Consider the following 20,558-nt stretch of genomic DNA (forward strand, 5'->3'; position numbering starts at 1 on the left):
TCACTCCGCACCCGGTTGACCGTTCGGCCGTTGGACCGGCCGCGGGTCCATGGCGGCGGGGGTGCAGGCCGCGCGATCTGCCAGGACGCGGGCGCTCTAGCGCGCGGCGCGGCGGCGGACCAGCGCCTTGATGTCCGAAAGCAGGAAGGCGCGGGTGGCGAAGCAGGCGGCGACATAGATGGCGCAGCCGGCGCCGACCAGGAGCACGAGGCCCGCATAGCGTTCCCAGATCCGGCCGTTGAGCCACGGATCGAGCAGCCCGTCGCCCGCCCAGAGCGCCACGCCCATCAGGATCGCGGCGAGCGCAAGGCGCGGTACCCTGCGGGCAAGTTGCGGGTCGACGGTGAAGTGACCGCGCTTGCGCAGCGTGAGGTACAGCATCGTCACGTTGACGGTGGAGGAAAGCGCGGTGGCGAGTGGCGGCCCGAGATGCGCGATCAGCGGAATCAGCGCGAGATTGGCGGCGATGTTCACGCCCACGGAGATCATCGCCAGCCGCACCGGCGTTTTGGTGTCCTGCCGCGCGTAGAAGCCGGGGGTGAGCACCTTGACCAGGATATAGGAGGGCAGGCCGATCGAGAATCCGGCGAGCGCCCAGGCGCATTTCACCGTGTCTTCCGGGGTGAAATGACCATATTGGAACAGCCCGCGAATGATCGGTTCCGCGGCGACGATCAGCGCCACCATCGCCGGCAGGGTGAGGAACAGCGCCAGTTCCATGCCGCGATTCTGCGTCTCCATCGCTTCGGCATCGCGGCCGGCGGTGAGCAGCCGGGTGATGGTGGGCAGCAGGATCGTGCCCAGCCCGATGCCGATCAGGCCAAGCGGAAGCTGGTTCACCCGGTCGGCATAATAGATGAACGAAATCGAACCCTTGCCGAGCAGCTTGCCCGACATGGCGGTGGAGATCAGCAGGTTGAGCTGCACCGCGCCCGCGCCGATCGCGGCGGGCAGGATCAGCTTCATCAGCCGCCGGACATCATCATCGATACGCGGCAGGCGGGGGCGGAGCGAAACGCCCGAGGCGCGGCAGGCGAGTGCCAGCCAGCCGAGCTGGAGCAGCCCGCCGACCGGCACCGCAATGGCCTGCACCCGCGCGGTCTCCTCCGGCGTGCCTTGGAAGAAGAACAGCCCGGCCACCATCGCGATGTTGAGCAGGATCGGCGCAGCGGCGTTGACCCAGAATTTGTCGAGCGAATTGAGGATGCCGCCCAGCAGCGAGGCGAGGCAGATCAGCATCAGATAGGGAATGGTGATCCGCGACAGCTGTACCGCAAAGGCAAATTGTTCGTGGCTGGGATTCTGCTTGGCAAAGCCGCCGGAGAGCATCGCAGTGAGCGGCCAGGCGGCGGCGAGCGCCACCAGCGTCAGCGCGACCAGGACCGTGAACAGGACGGACAGCGTCCGCTCGGCAAAATCGAAGGCGCGGCCGCGCTCGCCGTTCACGCCCAGCTTCTGATTGAACATCGGCACGAAGGCCGATGCGAAGGCGCCCTCCGCGAAGAAGGCGCGGAACATGTTGGGCAGGCGGAAGGCGACGAGGAAGGCGTCCGACGCGAAGTTGGCGCCGACATAGCGCGCCTGGAGCGAATCGCGGACCAGCGCGAGGATGCGACTGGCGAGCGTAAGACCGCCCACCGAACCCAGGCTGCGCACGAGCTTCATCGTAGAATCGCCGTCCTAGAAGGAAAAGGGGGCGCTACCGACGTGCGGCGCGCCCCCGAAATCAGGCTGGTGCCCGTGTTCAGGCGTGGCCGGCTTCTTCGAAGCCGATCGCGCCTTCCTGCTGGGCGCGCTGCTGCATGTAGATGCCGGCGAAATCGATCGGCTCCAGCATCAGCGGCGGGAAGCCGCCGTCGCGGACCTGATCGGCCAGCACGCGGCGCGCGAACGGGAACAGGATGCGCGGCGCTTCGCCGAGCAGGAACGGATCGAGCGCTTCCTGCGGGATGTTGCGGAGCGCGAACAGGCCCGCATAGGTGAGGTCGACGATGAACGCGACCTGCTCGCCGGCCTGGGCGCGGACTTCGATCTTGAGCGCGACTTCATACACATCGTCGCCGACGCGATTTGAACCGATGTTGAACTGCACATCGATCGCCGGAGCGGTCTGCTGCTGGTAGATGGCCGGGGCGTTCGGATTCTCGAACGACAGGTCCTTCACATATTGCGACAGCACGCCTGCCTGGGGCGCATCATCCGCGCCATTCGCGGCAGGTTCGCCGAATTCGGCGAAGGTGTCGTTCTCGGCCATCGAAACTTCCTCTTTTTCCGGAGATTTTCGCGCACTCGGCGCGTTACTCGACTTGCGACTAGCAGGGCTCTGCCAGCCGCGCAATCGGCCGGCCGCCGTTCGATTTGAAACGTGCGGCATGAAGGCCTATGTAACGCAGACGGAGGCTTTGGAGGGCCAGTGTTCTACGTCATTCTATTCGCGATGGTGGCCGGCTTTCTGGCGCTGCGGCTGTATTCGGTGCTCGGCAAGCGTACCGGGCACGAACAGGCGCTGCCCAAGCCCGCCGAGGAACGCGTGGCGATGCCGCCGGTAACCCGGACGCTGGACGCCGCGCCGGAGCCGCGCGAATCGCTCAATCGTGCGATCGAGCCCGGTGCGGAAGCCGGCCTCCGTTCGGTGATCGCGGCGGATTCGAGCTTCGACGTGAACCAGTTCGTCGAAGGCGCCAAATCCGCCTATCGGATGATCCTCGAGGCCTTCTGGAAGGGCGATGAGGAAACGCTGGCCTGGCTGGTCGATGAAGAGGTGCGCGCGGCGTTCCTGCAGTCGATCGCCGAGCGCAAGGCGCTGGGGCAGACGCTGGACAACCGCCTGGTTTCGATCGAGCGGGCGACGATCGCCGGCGCCTCGCTGGAGGCCAAGGTCGCGCGCATCGCGATGCGGTTCGACGCGGATGTGGTCGCGGTGACCCGCGATGCCGAAGGTGCGGTGGTCGCCGGATCGATGAGCGACGCGATCACGACCCACGACGTGTGGACCTTCGCACGCAATCTGCGCAGCGACGATCCGAACTGGAAGCTGGTCGAGACCGACGAAGCCTGATGGGCGATATGCGCAGCTGGGGTATATTCGCGCTCGCCGGGTTGCTGGGGGCGTGTTCCAGCGGCGTCGTTCCGCCGGAGCCCGGTGCCCGGCCGGCGCCTTCCCGGCCTGCGCCCGAGCGCCCCGTGATCGCGACACTGCCCGAGACTCCGCCGAACCTGCCGGCCCGGCAGCCGGTGGCGGCGGTGCCGTTGCCGGCGCTGCCGGCTGCGCCGGCCATTGCCGGTGCCACGAGCGCCGCCATGGCCGGGCTGGTCGCCGGTCCGCCGATCGAGACGCTGCCGATAGCCGCGCAGGGCGCCGCGCGGGCGCTGGCAGCATTCAAGGTGAGTTGCCCCGGCCTGGTGCGCCGCACCGACGGTTCTGGGCTGACCCGCGGCGGCGACTGGGCCGATTCCTGCACGGCGGCGGCCAACTGGCCGGCGGACGATGCGGCCCAATTCTTCGCGCAATGGTTCGAGACGGTGCAGGTGGGCGACGGCACTGCCTTTGCCACCGGCTATTACGAACCCGAAATCGCCGGTACGCGCGAACGGCGTGCGGGCTATGCGGTGCCGGTCTATGGCGTCCCCGACAATCTGATCGAGGTCGACCTCGGCCTGTTCTCCGACGCGCTGAAGGGCAAGCGGATTCGGGGCCGCGTGGAAGGAAGGCGGTTCGTACCCTATTATGACCGCGCCGAGATCGAACAGGGCGCGCTGGAAGGCCATGCGCCCGTGGTCGCCTGGGCGGCCGACCCGATCGAGATGTTTTTCCTGCAGGTGCAGGGATCGGGCCGGCTGAAGGGCCCGGACGGGCAGGTGGTGCGCATCGGCTATGCCGGGCAGAACGGCCGTGATTATACCGGGATCGGCAAGCTGATGAAGGACCGCGGGCTGCTCGGCCCCGGACAGACGTCGATGCAGGGGATCGTCGCCTGGCTGCGGGCCAACCCTGACCAGGGCCGCGCCATCATGCGCGAGAACAAGAGCTTCGTCTTCTTCAAGGAACTGAACGGCCCCGGTCCGCTGGGCGCGATGGGCTATCCGGTCGCCGGCTGGGCCAGCGCCGCGGTCGATCCGAAATTCATCCCGCTCGGCGCGCCGCTGTTCCTGTCGATGGATCGTGCCGACGCGACCGGCCTTTGGGTGGCGCAGGATACCGGCGGTGCGATCAAGGGGCCCAACCGCGTCGATACCTTCTGGGGCGCGGGCGAGGATGCCCGGGCGATCGCCGGCGGCATGTCGGCGCGCGGCACCGCCTGGCTGTTGCTGCCTCGCGGCACGCTGGCCCGGCTGCGCCAGACTCCGGCGGAGCAATCGCAGCCATGAGCGGGCGCGGGCGCCGCACGCTGGCGCCCGACGAAGCGGCGCTGTGGCAGCGCGTCGTTGCCAGTGTGACGCCGATGCACGCCCGCACCGCGGCCCGGAAACCGGCCGAGCCGCCGCCGCCCGAAATGCCCGTGCCAGCCCCGCGTGCCGCGCCACCCGCGGCGATCACCGTCCCGCCGGGCAAGCTGGTGCCGATGCGGAAGAAGCCGGCGGCGATCACCCTGGCCATGGCGGCGGCGGAGGGCCATGCCGGCAACACGCTCGACAAATCCTGGGATCGCCGGCTTTCGCGCGGGCTGGTTGCCCCGGAGAGTACGGTCGACCTGCATGGGCATACGCTGCATTCGGCGTATGGCCGGCTGGATTTCGGCCTGGCGCAAGCGGTGGCGCGCGGCGACCGGGTGTTGCTGCTGATCACCGGAAAGCCGCCGCGGCCCGAATCGGAGCGACCCCATGCGCGCGGTGCGATCCGGGCTGCCGTGGGCGACTGGCTGGCATCGGGCCGCCACGCCGATCGCATCGCGGCGGTGCGGCAGGCGCATCCCCGCCACGGCGGCGCGGGCGCGCTGTATATCGTGTTTCGGCGGCAGCGGCAGGCGTTCAGCGACTGAATTTGTTAACTTATCTCTGCCAGCGTCGGCCTTCTCCACAAACTGGCGCGGAGCCGGAATACAGGGGAACTCGGAGCAGGTATCAGGTGACAGGCGGTGCCCCATGGAATCGAACGTCGACGGTAGCGATCGGCGCTGCCGTCGCCACGTTCGCGCCGGTAGGTGGGGTGCTGGTTGCCATGGGCGTACCGATGATGACCGCGCTGGCGCTTGCCGGCCTGGCGGGCACCCTGGCCGGCAGCGCAGGACTGATCGGTGCCGCCGGCGCGCGCAACTTGTCGCGAGCGGCGATCGCCGCCGCCGTCGAGCGGTTGGGCACGGCATCGCTGGGCGACCTGGAAGCCGAGCTGCCGGCGCGGCTTCGGCAGGGCGCCCCGACCCTCGCGGCCGCGCTGGAAGAGCTGTTCCACAAGCTGCACGGCAATCTCGAAAGCGTGCACCGGCTGGCAATGTTCGACACGGTGACCGGCCTGGCGAACCGCCCGCATTTCCGGCGCAGCGCCGAGCGGATGCTGGAAGACGGCGGGGACGATGCCGCCGCCGTGCTGTTCTTCATCGACCTGGATCGCTTCAAGGCGGTCAACGACACGCTGGGCCATGCGGTGGGCGACATGTTGCTGAGCATGGTGGCCAATCGCCTGCGCGCGGTGGCGGATCGCTGTGCGGCCTTAGGGCGGGTGGAGCCGCCCTTGATCGGCCGCCTGGCCGGGGACGAGTTCACGCTGTTCTTCGCGCATCTTCCCGATCCGGCCGAAGCGGAACGGATCGGAGGCGGGGTAATCACCGCGCTTTCCGAACCGTTCGCGCTTGCCGGCCAGGAAGTTTCGATCGGTGCATCGATCGGCATCGCGCGTTTCCCCCAGCATGGCCGCACCCTGCACGAACTGATGCGATCGGCGGATGCCGCGATGTACCGGGCGAAGGCCTTTGGTCGCGGTCGCGTCGAATCGTTCAGCGCGGAACTGGCGTCGGACATTGCGGAACGCGCGCAACTGGAAACCGAATTGCGCGCGGCGATCGATCGCCGCGAATTCGCCCTCGTCTTCCAGCCACAGCTTTCGGCTGCCGATGGCCGGATCGTCGGGGCCGAGGCGCTGCTTCGCTGGCAGCATCCCGACGGCATGAAACTGCCCGCGGCGTTCCTGACCCGCGCCGAGGAAACCGGCCTGATCGTGGAAATCGGGGACTGGGTGGTGGCCCAGGTCGCGGCGACGATCGCGCGATGGAGCCGGTTGGGCGTGGAGCAGCGGCTGGCGATCAACGTGAGCGCGCGCGAGATCGACGATGCCGGCTATTTTCGCCGCCTGCGGGCGGCGATGCTGGCCGCCAAGGCACCCGCGCGCCTGCTGGAACTGGAACTCAGCGAAACCTTGGCGATGGATTGTTCCGAAGCCGTGCTCCGCGCGATCGCCGCGTTGCGTGCCGATGGCGCATCGATCGCGATCGACGATTTCGGGACGGGCTATTCCAACCTGGCGCGCCTGCGCCGGATGCCGGTGGATCGCGTGAAGCTGGACGGCAGCGTGATCGAGCATATCGCCGACAGCGAGGATGCGCGCGGAATCGCCCAGGCGGTGATCGCGCTGATCCACGGCCTGGGCTGCGAAGCCGTGGCGGAAGGCATCGAGACGGAGGCGCAGGCGGCCGTGCTTCGAATCATCGGCTGCGACGTGCTGCAGGGCTATGCCATGGGCGCGCCGATGCTGGAGGCCGATTTCCTGGCCTGGGCGCAGGACATGGCGCCGCAGCGGGCGGTCGGCTGAGGCTGCCTCTCTCCCTATATCCGCCGCAGAATCTCCGCATACACGCCCGTCAGCGCTTCCAGGTCCGCCAATGCGACGGCTTCGTCGAGCTTGTGCATCGTCGCGTTGAGCAGGCCGAATTCCACGACCGGGCAGATGCGCGAGAGAAAGCGGGCATCGGACGTGCCGCCGGTGGTGGAAAGTTCAGCCGTCACTCCCAGCTGCGACTGGATTGCATCGCTAACGAGTTGCGATAGCGCACCCGGCTGGGTGAGAAAGGCTTCGCCATAGACCCGGCCCTGCACCTCCGCTTCCGGGGCATGGCGGCGGACAATGGCTTCGACGCGCGCGATCAGATCGGGGCCGCGCTGTGCATCGTTGAAGCGGATGCTGATCCGCGCGGCGGCGCGTGCGGGAATCACATTGGTCGCACGGTTGCCGACGGCGAGATCGATGATTTCGATATTGGAGGGCTGGAACCAGGCATTGCCGGCATCGAGTTCGATCGCATCGATTTCCGCAAGCGCCCGCACCAGGCGCGGCACCGGATTGTCGGCGAGGTGCGGATAGGCGACATGGCCCTGGCGGCCGATCACGGCGATATCGATCACCGTCGAGCCGCGCCGGCCGATCTTGATCATATCCCCCAGCCGCTGCGCCGAGGTGGGTTCGCCGACCAGGCAGAAATCGGGCGTCAGGCCGCGTTCGGCCATGCGCTCGATCAGCTTGGGCGTGCCGTAGGTGGCAGGGCCTTCTTCGTCGCCGGTGATGATCAGGCTGGTGGTGCCGCGCGGGGGCACCTTGGCCGCGGCGGCGACGAAGGCGGCGATGGCGCCCTTCATGTCGACCGCGCCGCGGCCGTAGAGCAGTTCGCCGCGGATCTCCGGCGCGAAGGCGCCGCTGGTCCAGCCTTCACCCGGCGGCACGACATCAAGATGCCCAGCAAAGGCGAAGTGCGTGCCACCATCGCCGCGGACGGCCAGGAGGTTTTCGACCGGGCCATCGGGGGCCTCGCCCTCGACGAAGCGCTCGACCCGGAAGCCGAGGGGCGTGAGCGCGCGTTCGAGGACATCGAACACGGTGCCGCGCGCAGGCGTGACGCTTTCGGCGCCGATCAGGGCCTTGGTGAGTTCGACGACGTCCGGCACACTACCTCCAACACTTGCGGGAGGCGACATTGCCCAAGCTGAACCTGGATACAATCCCACAGACCAATGCGACCGGCTATCCGGCGCCGTTCGATGCGGCCGTGGCGGCACGATGGTATCGGCGCCTGGCCCCGGCCACCGGGCTTACCGCGATGGGGGTGAGCCATGTCGTGCTCAAGCCCGGCGCCTGGTCGTCGCAGCGGCACTGGCATGACAGCGAGGACGAGTTCGTGGTGATGCTCGCCGGCGAGGCGGTGCTGGTGGAGGCGGGCGGCGAGACGGTGCTGCGCGCAGGCGACTGTGCCGCATTCCCCATGGGCGTGGCGGATGGGCATCACCTGCAGAACCGATCGGATGCGGACTGCGTTTTCCTCGCGATCAGCGCGGGGCCGCGCGGGAGTGGCGGCTATTCCGACATCGACATGATGTTCACGCCCGAAGGCTATTTCCGCAAGGACGGGACGCGATATGAGACCGAGCGGTTGAAATAGTCCGCGCGTCCAAGCCTTTGCCCTTCAGGCGAGCGGTTGGGATGGATTCAGGCCACGGGCAGTTCGTATTTCTCGATCACCCATTCCTCTTCCTGCGCGCCGGCAATCCAGTCCTGCATGAAGGGGTGCTGGAGGATGGCGAGCATGTAGCTTTGGGCGAAGCGGGGAACGGGCAGGGAATAGGTTACGATCCGCGTCACCACCGGCGCGAACATGATGTCGGCCGCGCCGAACGCCCCGAACAGGAACGGTTCCTCGCTGCCATAGCGGGCGCGGGCCTGGGCCCAAAGTTCCATGATCCGTGCGAGATCGGCCTGCACATCGGCATCCACCGGCGCGGGCGGATAGACCTGGCGCACGTTCATGCTGTGCTTGCTGCGCAGCGCGGTGAAGCTGGAGTGCATTTCCGCCGCCATCGAGCGTGCCATCGCACGGGCGGCAGGGTCCTCGGGCCAGAAGCGGGTGTTGCCGGTCTTGTCGTTGAGATATTCCACGATCGCCAGGCTGTCCCACACCACGGCATCGCCGTCCCACAGGATCGGCACCTTGCCGGAGGAGGGGGCGAATTCGGCGCCCTGGCGGCGCTTGTCCCAATCCTGGTCGTACATCGGCACGACCGTCTCCTCGAACGGGAGGCCCGAGAGCTTGCAGGCGAGCCAGCCGCGGAGCGACCAGGACGAATAGGCCTTGTTGCCGATGATGAGCTTCATGGTCTCTGCGATAGCCGCGGCCAGGCGGCGCGGCAACCGAAGAGGAGGGGGAAAAGAGGAGCGGCAGGCGAGGAGGGGAAGGACAGCTGGCAGGGCGCGCACGCTAGAATGTTGCATCGTCCGGCAAAGATTTCCAAGCTGTCGGCGGATCGCGGCTGGGGGCCGCGAGTCGAACGGGGTGGGATTGGATGCGGATGAAGTGGGCGTGGCTGGCCGCGAGTGCGTTGGCCATCGGCGTAGGGCTGTCGGCGGAGGCGCAGGAGCAGAAACAGGGCCCGGCAACGCCGCCGGCCGCGAAGCCCGCGCCAGGCCCGCTGGACATCAAGGTGTTCGCGGACCTTCCTTCGATCGAGCGGCCGCAGCTATCGCCCGACGGCAAGCGCATCGCCGCTCGAATCGCGGCGAACGGCACGCAGTATTTCGCGATCATGGCGGCAGACGGTTCGGACCGGAAGCTGGTGGGAGCGGGGGACGCCGACATCAACTGGTGGCGCTGGGTGAACAACGACTGGCTGGTGATCGGGGTCGGCCGCGAGCAGGAGGTCGAAGGCGACCCCTGGTATATCTCGCGCGCGGTGGGCGTGGAGGCGCGGACCGCCCGGCTGGTTCCGCTGAATGCCCGCGACACCGGCCAGATTGGCGATGATCTGATCTGGGTGGCGCGGGACGGCACGGCGCGCGTGCTGCTTGCCGCGCAGACCTCCATCTATACCAATGACGCCGGCTTCTGGCCGAAGATCGACGAGGTCGACGTCACCACCGGCAAGCACAAGTCGGTGCTGGCGGGGCGCGAAGGCGTGCAAGCCTGGTACGCCGACGGCGCAGGCGTGGTGCGGATGGGCATCGGCATGAGCATGGACGGCCGGCAGCGACGACTCCTCTATCGGCCGACCGCCCGGGACAGCTTCCGCGTCATCGATCGCGCCAAGGGCATCCATGACGGCTTGCTGGTCCCGTCGCTGTTCCTGCCCGATCCGGGCAAGGCAATGGTGGTGCAAGATGACGACAAGGGCTTTTCCGCCCTGTGGGAGTTCGACCTGACGACGATGCAGCGGGGCAAGCAGGTGTTTGCCAGCCCCGGTTTCGATATCAGCGGGCCGGTGGTCGATCCGCAGACCGCCACTCTGCTCGGCGTCGAGGTTTCGGAGAATCGATCGCTGACGCGCTGGCTGGACCCCGGCATGGCAGCGCTGCAGAAGAAGCTGAGCGAGCGGGTGAAGGGCGCGCAGGTGGACATCAGCAGCTTCAGCACTGATCGTTCGATCGTGATCGCCCATGTCGGCGATGCCAGCGCGCCCGGCGCCTGGTTCGTGTACCGCGTCGCCGACGATACGATGACGGTGCTGGCGTTCGACAATGCCGCGCTGGAACTCCGGCGGTTGCATCCGGTGCAGACCATCCAGTACAAGGCGCGCGACGGGCTGGAAATCTCCGCCATACTGACCCTGCCGCGGCGGAGCGGCCGCAAGAACCTGCCGCTGATCCTGATGCCGCATGGTGGCCCGTTCGCCCGCGACGTGGAGGAATGGGACTGGTGGGCGCAGTTCCTGGCAGACCGCGGCTATGCGGTGATCCAGCCCAATTACCGCGGATCTTCCGGCTATGGCACACCCTTCACCCAGAAAGGCGAGGGGCAATGGGGCCTGGCCATGCAGGACGATCTGAACGATGCGGTGAAGACGCTGGTGGAGCAGGGCATCGCCGATCCCAAGCGGGTGTGCGTGGTGGGCGCGTCCTATGGCGGCTATGCCGCGCTGCGGGCGGCGCAGCGCGACGGCGCGCTATATCGCTGCGCCGTTTCCTATGCCGGCGTATTGGACCTCGGGCGGCTGCTGCAATATGACTCGCGCGCGCTGGGGCACGAAGCGAGCGGCGATTGGCTGAAGGCCCAGGCGCCGAACTTCAAGCAGGTGTCGCCGCTGTTCCACGCCGACGAATTTTCGATTCCCGTGCTGCTGATGCACGGAAAGAAGGATCGGCGCGTGCCGTTCAACCAGAGCAAGCTGATGGCCGAGCGGCTGAAGGCGGCGGGCAAGACGTTCGAGTTCATCGAACAGCCCCAGGCCGACCATTTCTTCACGCGCGGCGAGGATCGGCTGACCTTCCTCAAGGCGCTGGAGGCGTTCCTGGCCAAGTATAACCCGGCCTGAAGCCGAACGATCAGGCCTTTACATAGACCCAGGCATGGGTGCCGGAAGCAAGCGGCACCCATGCCCTGCGGTAGTTCTCGCTTTCATAGATATCGGCTGCGGCCAGTTCCTGCGGCGTAAGCCGAAACACCTTGCCCCGAATGGCGGGGCCATCGCCCGGCACCAGGGCGAGATGCGTCTCGACCCCGCTGGCATCGAGCACGGCGGGATCGCTGATCTGGATTTCGGTGACGACATAGCCGTGCAGCACGTCGTCGCTTCCTTCCAGCAGCCGGCCGAACTGGCGGCGCTGCACCTGGTCGAGCTGGAGCGTGCCGTAGGAGAAGAGCGGCTCCATAGGTCCCTCAACCGATCGCTTCGAGCACCGCGGCGCGCAGTTCCGGCATTCCCATGCCCTTTTCGCTCGAGGTGGCGAGAATCTCCGGATGCGCGGCGGCGCGCTTGCGGGCTTCGTCGGCGGTGCGGGCCGTTACCTCGGCCAGCTCGCTCGCCTTGATCTTGTCTGCCTTGGTAAGGACCAGCCGATAGCTGACCGCGGCGGCATCCAGCATCTCGAGGATCTCGCGATCGACATCCTTGATGCCGTGGCGCGAATCGATCAGCACCAGCGCGCGCTTCAGTTCCTGCCGGCCGCGCAGATAGTCGTTCACGAGGTAGCGCCACTTGCGGACCATATCCTTGGGCGCCTTGGCGAAGCCGTAGCCGGGCATGTCGACCAGGCGGAAGCGCAGCGGCTCGCCTACATCGAAGAAGTTCAGTTCCTGCGTACGCCCCGGCGTGACCGAGGTGCGGGCGAGGCTGTTGCGGTTGGTCAGCGCGTTGATCAGCGATGACTTGCCGACGTTCGAGCGGCCCGCGAACGCGATCTCCGGCACGGTCGGCTGGGGCAGGTGCTCCAGCGCGGGCGCGGACTTGAGGAACGCGATGGGGCCGGCGAACAGCTTGCGCGCGGCTTCGATCTGGTCGGGGTCGAAGGACATCAGTTACTCAGCTGCCCCGACGAGCGGGGCCCTTTCAGATACGCCCGTCAGAGGCGAGGGTGTTGCGGCTTGACGAAAGCCGTTCGCCATCCCCGCGAAGGCAGGGATCCATTCGCCTGAACGCCGGGGGCTGGAGCCTGAGCGTCGAGGGCAATGGATTCCCGCCTTCGCGGGAATGACGACGTATTTTGGGGCGGGCGCCCCTCCCGAGCCAGGCGCGGATCGTGGAGGGGCGTGCCGCCATCACTTCGCCTTGGCCGCTTTCGGCTTTTCGACCGGCACCTTCATCTCCGGGTGGCGCGAATAGAGCCATTGCTGCTGGAGCACGGTCAGCACGTTCGAGGTGATCCAGTAGAGCTGCAGGCCCACGGCGAACGGCGCCATCAGGAACATCAGCATCCACGGCATGATCGCGAACACCTGCTTCTGCATCTCGTCCATCGGCGCCGGGTTGAACTTCATCTGGAAGTACATCGAGATGCCGAGCAGCACCGGCACCACGCCGATCGCCAGGAAGCTGGGGGGCGTGAAATGGAGATAGCCGAACAGGTTGAGGATCGTCGCCGGATCGGGGGCCGAAAGATCCCGGATCCAGAAGACGAAGGGCTGGTGGCGCATCTCGATCGTCAGCAGCAGCACCTTGTACAGCGCGAACATGATCGGAATCTGCAGGAGCATGGGTGCGCAGCCCGCGAGCGGGTTCACCTTTTCCTCCTTGTACAGCTTCATGATCTCCTGCTGCTGGCGCGGCTTGTCGTCCTTGTAGCGCTCCTGGATCGCCTTCATCTTCGGCTGCACCTGGCGCATCCGCGCCATCGAGGCGAACTGCTTCTGGGCGATCGGGAAGAGCAGGCCGCGAATGGTGATCGTCAGCAGGATGATCGCCACGCCGAAATTGCCGACCAGCTTGAACAGCCAGCTGAGATAGGTGAAGATCGGGCGTTCGATGATCTCGAACCAGCCCCAGTCGATCGCGCGTTCGAACTTCGCGATATCATACTGCTTCTGATAGGCATCGAGCAGCTTCACTTCCTTCGCGCCGGCGAAGAAGTGGCTGGTATAGCTCGACTGCTGGCCAGGCTGCACCGTGATCGGCTGCGACCGGGCGACATCCGCCTGATATTGCTGGGCGGCGGTGCCGCGCTGCTGGATGTTCACCGAAGCGCGCTGATCCGGGATCGCGGCGGTGAGCCAATAATGATCGCTGAAGCCGACCCAGCCGCCGGTGGTGCTGAACTGCTGGGGCGTGCTCTCGATATCCTTCCAGTCGATATAGTGCGCCGCATCGGTGGTGGCGGCGACGGGACCGACATGCGCGGCCCACTGGCTGGTGTCCGTCGAGCGCTGGCCGCGCGAGATGAGCGTATAGGGCGTGACAGCGATCGGCGCAGCGGCACGGTTGGCCACCGTCTGGCGGACGGTGAACATGAAGTTCGAATCGACCGCGAGTTCGACCTGGAAAACCTGGCCGGCGCTGTTGGTGGCGGTAAGCTTCACCGGCGTGGCGGGCGTCAGCTTGTCGCCATCGGCCTGCCAGACGGTGTCCGCGCCCGGGGCATTGGCGCCTTGCCAGCCGAACTGGGCGAAATAGGAACCTTCCGCACCGCTGGGCGACAGCAGCCGGATCGGCGGAGAGTTCTTCGCGACGGTCTGATCATATTCACGCAGGACGAGATCGTCGATGCGCAAGCCCTTCAGATTGATCGAGCCCTTGAGGGAAGGGGTATCGATTTCGACGCGCGGCGTTTCCGACAGCACGGCATCGCGGTTGCGAATCGCCTTCGCGCTGTTCGCCGCCGGATCGGCGCCTGGATTCGGCACCGGCTGCAGCTTGCCATCGACCATCTTTGCCGGGGCCGGAGGCTGCTGCGGGAAGATCCAGTGGCTGATCATCGGCCAGCCGAACAGCACCAGCGCCGCGAACACCGCAAAGAGGATGAAATTCTTCTGTTCTTCTTTCACCGATAATCCCCGGAAGGAAGCTCAAGGAACGGGATCTGGGCCGTGCCCGCCCCATGGATGGCAGCGCGCGATGCGCCGAAGCGCAAGCCAGCCGCCTTTCACCGCCCCATAGCGGCGAAGCGCCTCAATTGCATAGGCCGAACAGGAAGGCTGGTAGCGACAGCTGGGCGGCAGGATCAGCGACGGGCCCAGCTGCCAGGCGCGCGCGAGCAACATCAGCAGGCGCGCGATCACTGGTCAGCCTTGGGGCGAACGCGCCGAAGCGCCTTGGCGAGTTCCGCCTTCAGATCGGTATAGGGGCGTTCGATTCCGCCGTTCCTGCCGATCAGGACATGATCCGCGCCGGCGATTCCCGCCGCTGGCAGGATTTCGCGCGCGAGCATGCGAAAGCGCCGCTTCATCCGGTTGCGGATGACGGCGTTGCCAACTTTCTTGGATACGGTAATGCCGATCCGCATCGACGGATCGGCATCGTTCCGTTCGCGTACCAGCAGGACGAAGCCGGGCATGGGTGCCCGCTTTCCCCCGTTGGCGGCGAGATAATCCTTGCGCTGCGTGAGCCGGTCGAGGCTCGGCAAGGGCGTGTCGGTGCTTACGCCGACAGCTTCTTGCGGCCGCGGGCGCGGCGGGCGCGGATCACATTGCGACCGCCCGGGGTCGCCATCCGTGCACGGAAGCCGTGCCGGCGCGCACGCACCAGGTTGCTCGGCTGAAAGGTCCGCTTCATCGCTCATCCTCGAGTATCTAGAACGTAAAAGGGCCGCCACAGGGGCGGCCGCGTGTCGAGCGCCCTTACGGGGAAGCGGCGCAGGAGTCAACGCGGCATGCGGGATTCGGGCGAGTTCCTGGCGCATTGCTGTGGAGATGGGAGTGGTGTGTTGGTTGTGCAAGACGCGGGCCGGCGGGGCGGTTGAAGGGGTGAAGTTGAGGAAGTTCACGGTCTCGCCGCATTCCCGCTAACGGTAGTTTAGGGCTCGGGCGCGTATTCGGACGCGAGAGGCGAGCGGCTGAAACTGGTGGATTGTGTTGAAAAACTCTGTCATCGGGTGACCGACAGCGGTGGAGTGCAACATAAGTTCGCGCAGTGATCTTAGCGAGTTATTAAGCTACAACCGCCGAATCTTTGCGGCATCTATATTTCGGCGCTGACCACTGTGATCGGCCCACCGGGAGTTTTTCAACACAATCGGTGGTTAGCCGCCGTTCGGCTGGACAGACAGGACCTCGAAGCGCGCGACTTGCGTGGAGCTCATTGCTTTAGCGAGTTCCCGCTCCCGATAGCCTGGCTGAACAACAAGCCAGTCTACAAATTTGTCCCGGCCATTCGCTTCAAGAGGGAACATTCCAACGGGATCCGTGCGATCTGAGTATAGCAAGAAAACAACGTCGGCACCCCAAGGGCCGCTATCATCTGTTGCTACTACAACTCGCCGTATGTCACGGATAGCGAACCTTTGCTCAGTGCCATGACCGTCGCTGGTAACGATCTCCGCGCCGAGCAGATCGACACTCCACAACGTCAGCGGGGACGTTCCCGCGAGCCATTTTCGTAACCGGCCAAACATGATTGGTAGAGTACACCGCATTTGGCATGTCTGGAATTGGGCGGGAACAGCCTGTCCGCCTTATACGCCCATAGCCCGGAAAGTTCACGTCCTCGCCGTGCGCCGAAGGCAGCTTAAGTTCACGAAGTTCACACACTCGCGCGATCCCACGCGCGGGGAATGCAGCATGCCGGACGGTTCAAAGAGCGGGCGGGTGCCTAGGAACATGTGGGGAACGATGCCCGGCGTACAAGATGCGGGCAAATGGGCGATGGGGCCGCCATCCTTTGCCTGCTGCCGATCGGAACGCTTTCGTATCGGGAAAAAGCGGCTATGCTGCCGACCGGGGGAGAGCATATCTTGGTCGCCAGCGTTTCGACGGTCGCGTATCTTGGTCTGGAGGCTCGGGCGGTGGAGGTGCAGTGCAACCTCGTCGCCGGGCTGCCCAAGTTCGTCGTCGTCGGTCTGCCGGACAAGGCCGTCGCCGAAAGCCGCGAGCGCGTGCGCGCAGCGATGGCGGCGATCGGGCTGGCGTTGCCGCCCAAGCATATCGTGCTGAACCTGTCCCCGGCCGATCTGCCCAAGGAAGGATCGCATTTCGACCTGCCGATCGCGCTGGCGCTACTGGCGGCGATGGGCGTGGTCGATGCCGAGACGATCGCCGGCTATGTCGTGGTGGGCGAACTGGCGCTGGATGGGCGGATCGCGCCCTCGCCGGGCGTGCTGCTGGCGGCGATGCACGCGGGCGAGGAGGGCAAGGGGCTGGTCTGCCCCGCCGCGCAGGGGCCGGAAGCGAGCTGGGCGGGGCAGGTGGAAGTGCTCGCCGCGACCGACCTGATCGCGCTGCTCAACCATTTCAAAGGCACCCAGCTGCTGCCCGCGCCCCGGCCGGGCGAAGTCGATCCGCCGGGGATGGGACCGGACCTCGCCCAGGTGAAGGGGCAGGAAACCGCCAAGCGCGCGCTGGAGATCGCCGCGGCGGGCGGACACAATATGCTGATGGTCGGGCCGCCGGGCGCGGGCAAATCGCTGATGGCATCGTGCCTGCCCGGCATATTGCCGCCGCTGGAGGCGGCGGAGGCGCTGGAAGTGTCGATGGTCGCCTCGGTCGCGGGGACATTGCAGGGCGGGCGGCTGACCCGCACGCGGCCGTTCCGCAGCCCGCACCATTCGGCATCGATGGCGGCGCTGACCGGCGGCGGGCTGAAGGTGAAGCCGGGCGAGGTGAGCCTCGCGCATCTCGGCGTGTTGTTCCTCGACGAACTGCCCGAATTCCAGCGCGCCGTGCTCGATTCGCTGCGCCAGCCGCTGGAGGCGGGGGTGGTGAGCGTGGCGCGGGCCAATGCGCATGTTACCTTCCCTGCGCGGGTGCAGTTGATTGCCGCGATGAACCCGTGCCGGTGCGGGCATCTCGGCGACCCCTCGCTGGCCTGTGCGCGAGCGCCGCGCTGCGCGGCGGATTATCAGGCGAAGGTCTCCGGGCCGCTGCTCGACCGCATCGACCTGCATGTCGAAGTCCAGCCGGTGACCGCCGCCGATCTGGTGCTGCCACCGCCCGCCGAGGGATCGGCCGAAGTCGCGGCGCGGGTGGCGGCGGCACGGGCGATCCAGACGGCGCGCTATGCCGAAACGCCGGTTCGGACCAATGCCGAAGCGGATGGCGAGGCGTTGATGGCGTGCGCGACGCCCGACGAGGCGGGCCGCAAATTGCTGGCCCAGGCGGCGGAGGCGATGCGGCTCTCCGCGCGGGGCTATACGCGGGTGCTGCGGGTGGCGCGGACGATCGCCGATCTGAACGGGGCGGAGGGGGTTACCCGCATCCATGTCGCCGAGGCGCTGAGCTATCGGCGGCAGGCGCCGCGGAGTTGAAGGACGGGATGCCGCTCGCCAGCGGCGGTTGTGGAGCGAATGCGATGGACGATTCAGGGGAGTCTTTATTCAGCGTCGCGGCAGCGAACGAAGCGGCGGCCGTGGATTACGTCACAGAACGCGGTTTCCCACCGGTAAGAGTCGAGCGAAACGAGAACGGGTGCTCCGTCCTTGTGTTTGCGCCTCTGCCCGACACCGAGATGTTTCGTCTCGCAAATGCGCTTCCCGTGCATCTCAGCGCGAAGATCGGTTTTGTCGGCGGCGCAATGTTCGAGTGAGCGGGCAGGCGCTGGAGTCTGCCATCCCCTCGGCGGCAGATCGGGTAGCAACCTCCCGCCCACCGCCGCGTTCAGCCGCGATGGAACAGCCCCGAAACGAAGAATCCGACGCTGAACAGGCCGATCTCCCCGCCGAAGAGGAGGCGGATGTCGAGGAACTCCAGGCGGCACCCTCGCGCGTTATCCATGAAGTCGTGCGGCGGCAGGGGGATGAGGAGCTGGACCGGCCGGCGCGGTCGCTATTTTGGTCGGGCATTGTCGCCGGGGTGGTGATGGCGGCATCGGTGCTGGGCCGCGGGCTGATCGAGAGCCATTTGCCGGACACGCCGTGGCGGCTGGCGGTATCGAGCATCGGCTATGCGCTGGGCTTCGTGATCGTGGTGCTCGGGCGGCTGCAATTGTTCACCGAGAGTACGCTTTCGGCGGTAATCCCGTTCGCGGCGCATCCTACGCCGCGCAACCTGTTGCGGCTGGGGCGGCTTTGGGGAATCGTGCTGACGGCCAATTTGTTGGGGACGCTGTTGATCGCGTATCTGGTCTCGGCGGGCTGGATGGGGACGCCGGCTGCCACCAAGGCGATGCTTGATACGTCACGCAGCTTGCTCGAACTTTCGGGCTGGGACGCGGTGCGTGCGGGGGTGCCTGCAGGCTTCCTGATGGCGGGGGTCGCCTGGTCGCTGCCGGGCGCGCGCAACCAGCAATTCTTCGTGATCCTGTTCATTACCTATTTCATCTCGCTCGGCGAGTTCGCACATGTCGTGGCCGGCGGGCTGGAGGCGTGGATGCTGTGGCTGGCGGGGGAGGCGAGCCTGGACTGGGTGCTGGGCGGATTCCTGGCGCCGGCGCTGATCGGCAACATCCTGGGCGGATCGGTGCTGTTCGGCCTGCTCGCCCATGTGCAGGTGCGCGAGGAGTTGTGAAGCGGGTTGCGAAGCGGCGACGCTTCGTCTAGCCGTTGCCCCAACCTCGCTGCCCCTGTGGCGAAATGGTAGACGCATTCGACTCAAAATCGAACGCCGAAAGGCATGCTGGTTCGAGTCCGGCCAGGGGCACCAGTACATATTGAGAACATTGTAGAAATCCACGGAAAACTGCGATAAAATCGCTGTTGACAGTCCCGTGGTTTCTCATTTTGTTCCGCTAAGGCCCGCAAAAAGTGGGCCACGAATCGGTGGACCACGGGCCTCGCAGGAGTCGTGGCCCACCATGCTAACCGTCCTTGAAATCCGTGCGCTGAAGCCCCGCGATCGCCCGTTCAAGGTTTCGGATGGCGACGGCCTCTATCTCTTGGTCCAGCCATCAGGGGCGTTGCTTTGGCGCTTTCTCTACAAGGTTTTTGGGATCGAGCGAAAGCTTTCGCTCGGGAGCTTTCCTCAAGTGACGCTTCAACAGGCTCGGCGGAAGCGCGACGAGGCCCGTTCTGAGCTCACGGATGGCTTTGACCCGGTCGAGGCCAAACGGCTGAAGCGCCTCGAGGCAGAGCACTCGGCTAAGACCACCTTCGGGCTGGTTGCCGGCGAATATATTGAGAAGATGGAGCGAGAGGGGAAATCCGCCGCTACGCTGAAGAAAGCGCGTTGGTTTCTGGAACTGCTGGGCGGAATCGCCAAGCGGCCGATCACGGAGATCACCCCGCACGAGTTGCTGGACACGCTCAAGCGAGTCGAACGAAAGGGGCACCACGAGACTGCGGTTCGCCTACGATCCTTCGCCGGGCGTGTGTTTCGCTACGGCTTCGCGACGTTGCGCACCGAGCGAAATCCTGCCGAGATCCTCCGCGGCGCGCTAATCGTCCCACGCGTGAAGCACCACGCTGCGATTGTTGAGCCGAAGAAAGTGGGAGAATTGCTCCGGGCCATCGAGGATTATAAGGGGCGACCGGAGACGCTCTATGCCCTGCGCATCGCGCCCCACGTCTTCCTGCGGCCGGGCGAGCTGCGGCAGGCCAAATGGAACGAGATCGATTTCGTAGACAAGGTCTGGCGCGTGCCGGCCGAGCGCATGAAGATGAAGCAGCCGCATGCCGTGCCGCTATCGCGCCAAGTGATATTTCTTTTGCAGGAGTTGCGTTCGCTTTCTCGAGCGAGCGAATATCTGTTCCCCGCGCTCTTTACGACGCAGCGGCCGATTTCAGACAACACGATGAACGTCGCACTCCGACGGCTGGGCTTCAACCATGATGAAATGACCAGCCATGGCTTTCGCGCAATGGCCAGCACGCTGCTCAACGAGTCTGGCCTCTGGCATCCTGACGCAATCGAGCGCGCGTTGGCGGATGGTGAAAGGGATCGCGTTCGGGCAGCATATCATCGTGGCGCGCATTGGGAGGAGCGGGTCCGCATGGCGCAGTGGTGGTCGGGTTATCTCGACCAGCTGAGGGTGGGGGGTACGGTAATCAAGGCGAAATTCAAGAAGCGCGGATGAAGTCGGCCTAATCGCCCGCGGTGAAGGGAACCAACCGATTGAAATACACGTCTTAAAATAGGTGCTTACCGCACTGCAGCAAAATTTGAGCCCCAGGGGGCAGGCCCCGCTCCCCTTTCGTAAATCGGGTTCGAAGCACAAACGCGATCGGGTTGGGCAACTACGAACGTCGGAAATGTCCCACGATCGTTCGGCAGCTGGCGACAGAGGTGGCTCGGTTTGTCTGCACAGGCTCGCGGCTCGGATAAGTGGATTGCCGCTGGTTGATCATGCCGCTGCGA

20 protein-coding genes and 1 tRNA gene are annotated in these 20,558 nt (G+C 66.0%); 11 read left to right on the forward strand and 10 right to left on the reverse strand.

Going from position 1 to position 20,558, the window contains the following annotated elements; translation table 11 throughout:
- Positions 1-96: 96 nt before the first annotated feature.
- Together murJ and secB are read right to left on the reverse strand one after the other, a co-directional pair.
- A complete protein-coding gene (gene murJ / locus DD559_RS15935) occupies positions 97-1,665 on the reverse strand; it encodes a murein biosynthesis integral membrane protein MurJ (protein WP_116470056.1) in 1,569 nt (522 codons plus the stop codon).
- 79 nt (positions 1,666-1,744) lie between these two features.
- Entirely contained in the window at positions 1,745-2,254 is a 510-nt protein-coding gene (secB, locus tag DD559_RS15940; protein WP_116470057.1) for a protein-export chaperone SecB, read from the reverse strand.
- 183 nt (positions 2,255-2,437) lie between these two features.
- Here secB and DD559_RS15945 point away from each other — a divergent pair, with 183 nt between their 5' ends.
- The 4 genes from DD559_RS15945 to DD559_RS15960 all read left to right on the forward strand — a co-directional run bounded on the left by DD559_RS15945 (position 2,438) and on the right by DD559_RS15960 (position 6,742).
- Positions 2,438-3,058 carry a Tim44/TimA family putative adaptor protein gene (locus DD559_RS15945; protein WP_116470058.1) on the forward strand — a complete coding sequence of 207 codons (621 nt, stop codon included), beginning with the start codon at positions 2,438-2,440 and terminating at the stop codon, positions 3,056-3,058.
- Positions 3,058-4,368 carry a murein transglycosylase A gene (gene mltA, locus DD559_RS15950; protein WP_116470059.1) on the forward strand — a complete coding sequence of 437 codons (1,311 nt, stop codon included), beginning with the start codon at positions 3,058-3,060 and terminating at the stop codon, positions 4,366-4,368. The genes DD559_RS15945 and mltA overlap by 1 nt, the downstream gene beginning before the upstream one ends.
- Positions 4,365-4,979 carry a Smr/MutS family protein gene (locus DD559_RS15955; RefSeq protein ID WP_116470060.1) on the forward strand — a complete coding sequence of 205 codons (615 nt, stop codon included), beginning with the start codon at positions 4,365-4,367 and terminating at the stop codon, positions 4,977-4,979. Before mltA ends, DD559_RS15955 begins: the two co-directional genes overlap by 4 nt.
- 86 nt (positions 4,980-5,065) lie before the next feature.
- Complete coding sequence (locus DD559_RS15960; RefSeq protein WP_116470061.1) at positions 5,066-6,742, forward strand: putative bifunctional diguanylate cyclase/phosphodiesterase; 1,677 nt, start codon at positions 5,066-5,068, stop codon at positions 6,740-6,742.
- A 14-nt stretch (positions 6,743-6,756) separates the two neighbouring features.
- Here the strand turns inward: DD559_RS15960 and dapE are convergent, their stop codons facing one another.
- Positions 6,757-7,899, reverse strand: coding sequence for a succinyl-diaminopimelate desuccinylase (gene dapE, locus DD559_RS15965; RefSeq protein WP_116470062.1), 1,143 nt, complete (start codon positions 7,897-7,899; stop codon positions 6,757-6,759).
- On the opposite strand from dapE, the gene DD559_RS15970 reads away from it, so the two are divergent.
- Positions 7,899-8,360, forward strand: a complete 462-nt coding sequence (locus tag DD559_RS15970; protein ID WP_116470063.1) for a cupin domain-containing protein — start codon at positions 7,899-7,901, stop codon at positions 8,358-8,360. The genes dapE and DD559_RS15970 overlap by 1 nt on opposite strands.
- 47 nt (positions 8,361-8,407) lie before the next feature.
- Here the strand turns inward: DD559_RS15970 and DD559_RS15975 are convergent, their stop codons facing one another.
- Positions 8,408-9,070, reverse strand: coding sequence for a glutathione S-transferase family protein (locus DD559_RS15975; RefSeq protein WP_116470957.1), 663 nt, complete (start codon positions 9,068-9,070; stop codon positions 8,408-8,410).
- A 188-nt stretch (positions 9,071-9,258) separates the two neighbouring features.
- Between DD559_RS15975 and DD559_RS15980 the strand changes: the two genes are divergently transcribed.
- Positions 9,259-11,220 (forward strand): alpha/beta hydrolase family protein, encoded by a 1,962-nt coding sequence (locus DD559_RS15980; RefSeq protein WP_116470064.1) that lies wholly within the window; start codon positions 9,259-9,261, stop codon positions 11,218-11,220.
- Positions 11,221-11,230: 10 nt separating this feature from the next.
- Here the strand turns inward: DD559_RS15980 and DD559_RS15985 are convergent, their stop codons facing one another.
- From DD559_RS15985 to rpmH, 6 genes are all read right to left on the reverse strand, one after another.
- On the reverse strand, positions 11,231-11,557 hold the full coding sequence (locus DD559_RS15985; RefSeq protein ID WP_116470065.1) for a gamma-glutamylcyclotransferase family protein: 327 nt from the start codon (positions 11,555-11,557) through the stop codon (positions 11,231-11,233).
- Between the two features lie 7 nt (positions 11,558-11,564).
- Positions 11,565-12,200, reverse strand: coding sequence for a ribosome biogenesis GTP-binding protein YihA/YsxC (yihA, locus tag DD559_RS15990; RefSeq protein WP_116470066.1), 636 nt, complete (start codon positions 12,198-12,200; stop codon positions 11,565-11,567).
- A gap of 243 nt (positions 12,201-12,443) precedes the next feature.
- Positions 12,444-14,162, reverse strand: a complete 1,719-nt coding sequence (gene yidC, locus DD559_RS15995) for a membrane protein insertase YidC (protein ID WP_116470067.1) — start codon at positions 14,160-14,162, stop codon at positions 12,444-12,446.
- Between the two features lie 21 nt (positions 14,163-14,183).
- A complete protein-coding gene (yidD, locus tag DD559_RS16000; RefSeq protein WP_116470068.1) occupies positions 14,184-14,396 on the reverse strand; it encodes a membrane protein insertion efficiency factor YidD in 213 nt (70 codons plus the stop codon).
- On the reverse strand, positions 14,393-14,740 hold the full coding sequence (gene rnpA, locus DD559_RS16005) for a ribonuclease P protein component (RefSeq protein ID WP_116470069.1): 348 nt from the start codon (positions 14,738-14,740) through the stop codon (positions 14,393-14,395). Before rnpA ends, yidD begins: the two co-directional genes overlap by 4 nt.
- 14 nt (positions 14,741-14,754) lie before the next feature.
- A complete protein-coding gene (gene rpmH / locus DD559_RS16010) occupies positions 14,755-14,889 on the reverse strand; it encodes a 50S ribosomal protein L34 (RefSeq protein WP_010545931.1) in 135 nt (44 codons plus the stop codon).
- 1,177 nt (positions 14,890-16,066) lie between these two features.
- Between rpmH and DD559_RS16020 the strand changes: the two genes are divergently transcribed.
- The 5 genes from DD559_RS16020 to DD559_RS16040 all read left to right on the forward strand — a co-directional run bounded on the left by DD559_RS16020 (position 16,067) and on the right by DD559_RS16040 (position 20,277).
- Positions 16,067-17,575: a YifB family Mg chelatase-like AAA ATPase gene (locus DD559_RS16020; protein WP_116470959.1), complete on the forward strand. Its 1,509-nt coding sequence runs from the start codon at positions 16,067-16,069 to the stop codon at positions 17,573-17,575.
- An 8-nt stretch (positions 17,576-17,583) separates the two neighbouring features.
- Positions 17,584-17,853, forward strand: a complete 270-nt coding sequence (locus DD559_RS16025; protein ID WP_240610299.1) for a hypothetical protein — start codon at positions 17,584-17,586, stop codon at positions 17,851-17,853.
- Between the two features lie 80 nt (positions 17,854-17,933).
- Positions 17,934-18,773 carry a formate/nitrite transporter family protein gene (locus DD559_RS16030; RefSeq protein WP_116470071.1) on the forward strand — a complete coding sequence of 280 codons (840 nt, stop codon included), beginning with the start codon at positions 17,934-17,936 and terminating at the stop codon, positions 18,771-18,773.
- A gap of 51 nt (positions 18,774-18,824) precedes the next feature.
- Positions 18,825-18,908: transfer RNA gene (locus DD559_RS16035), tRNA-Leu, on the forward strand.
- 151 nt (positions 18,909-19,059) lie between these two features.
- Positions 19,060-20,277: a tyrosine-type recombinase/integrase gene (locus DD559_RS16040; RefSeq protein WP_116470072.1), complete on the forward strand. Its 1,218-nt coding sequence runs from the start codon at positions 19,060-19,062 to the stop codon at positions 20,275-20,277.
- Positions 20,278-20,558 lie beyond the last annotated feature (281 nt).

The sequence above is a fragment of the Sphingomonas pokkalii genome (assembly GCF_003096275.1).
GTDB lineage: Bacteria > Pseudomonadota > Alphaproteobacteria > Sphingomonadales > Sphingomonadaceae > Sphingomonas > Sphingomonas pokkalii.

Coding starts and splice junctions, on each gene's coding strand:
- mltA (WP_116470059.1), top strand. CDS start 3,058: ATGGGCGATATGCGCAGCTGGGGTATATTCGCGCTCGCCGGGTTGCTG.
- murJ (WP_116470056.1), bottom strand. CDS start 1,665: ATGAAGCTCGTGCGCAGCCTGGGTTCGGTGGGCGGTCTTACGCTCGCC.
- DD559_RS15955 (WP_116470060.1), top strand. CDS start 4,365: ATGAGCGGGCGCGGGCGCCGCACGCTGGCGCCCGACGAAGCGGCGCTG.
- DD559_RS15980 (WP_116470064.1), top strand. CDS start 9,259: ATGCGGATGAAGTGGGCGTGGCTGGCCGCGAGTGCGTTGGCCATCGGC.
- DD559_RS15945 (WP_116470058.1), top strand. CDS start 2,438: ATGGTGGCCGGCTTTCTGGCGCTGCGGCTGTATTCGGTGCTCGGCAAG.
- DD559_RS16040 (WP_116470072.1), top strand. CDS start 19,060: ATGCTAACCGTCCTTGAAATCCGTGCGCTGAAGCCCCGCGATCGCCCG.
- DD559_RS16030 (WP_116470071.1), top strand. CDS start 17,934: ATGGAACAGCCCCGAAACGAAGAATCCGACGCTGAACAGGCCGATCTC.
- rpmH (WP_010545931.1), bottom strand. CDS start 14,889: ATGAAGCGGACCTTTCAGCCGAGCAACCTGGTGCGTGCGCGCCGGCAC.
- dapE (WP_116470062.1), bottom strand. CDS start 7,899: ATGTCGCCTCCCGCAAGTGTTGGAGGTAGTGTGCCGGACGTCGTCGAA.
- DD559_RS15975 (WP_116470957.1), bottom strand. CDS start 9,070: ATGAAGCTCATCATCGGCAACAAGGCCTATTCGTCCTGGTCGCTCCGC.
- DD559_RS15985 (WP_116470065.1), bottom strand. CDS start 11,557: ATGGAGCCGCTCTTCTCCTACGGCACGCTCCAGCTCGACCAGGTGCAG.
- DD559_RS16025 (WP_240610299.1), top strand. CDS start 17,584: ATGCCGCTCGCCAGCGGCGGTTGTGGAGCGAATGCGATGGACGATTCA.
- yihA (WP_116470066.1), bottom strand. CDS start 12,200: ATGTCCTTCGACCCCGACCAGATCGAAGCCGCGCGCAAGCTGTTCGCC.
- secB (WP_116470057.1), bottom strand. CDS start 2,254: ATGGCCGAGAACGACACCTTCGCCGAATTCGGCGAACCTGCCGCGAAT.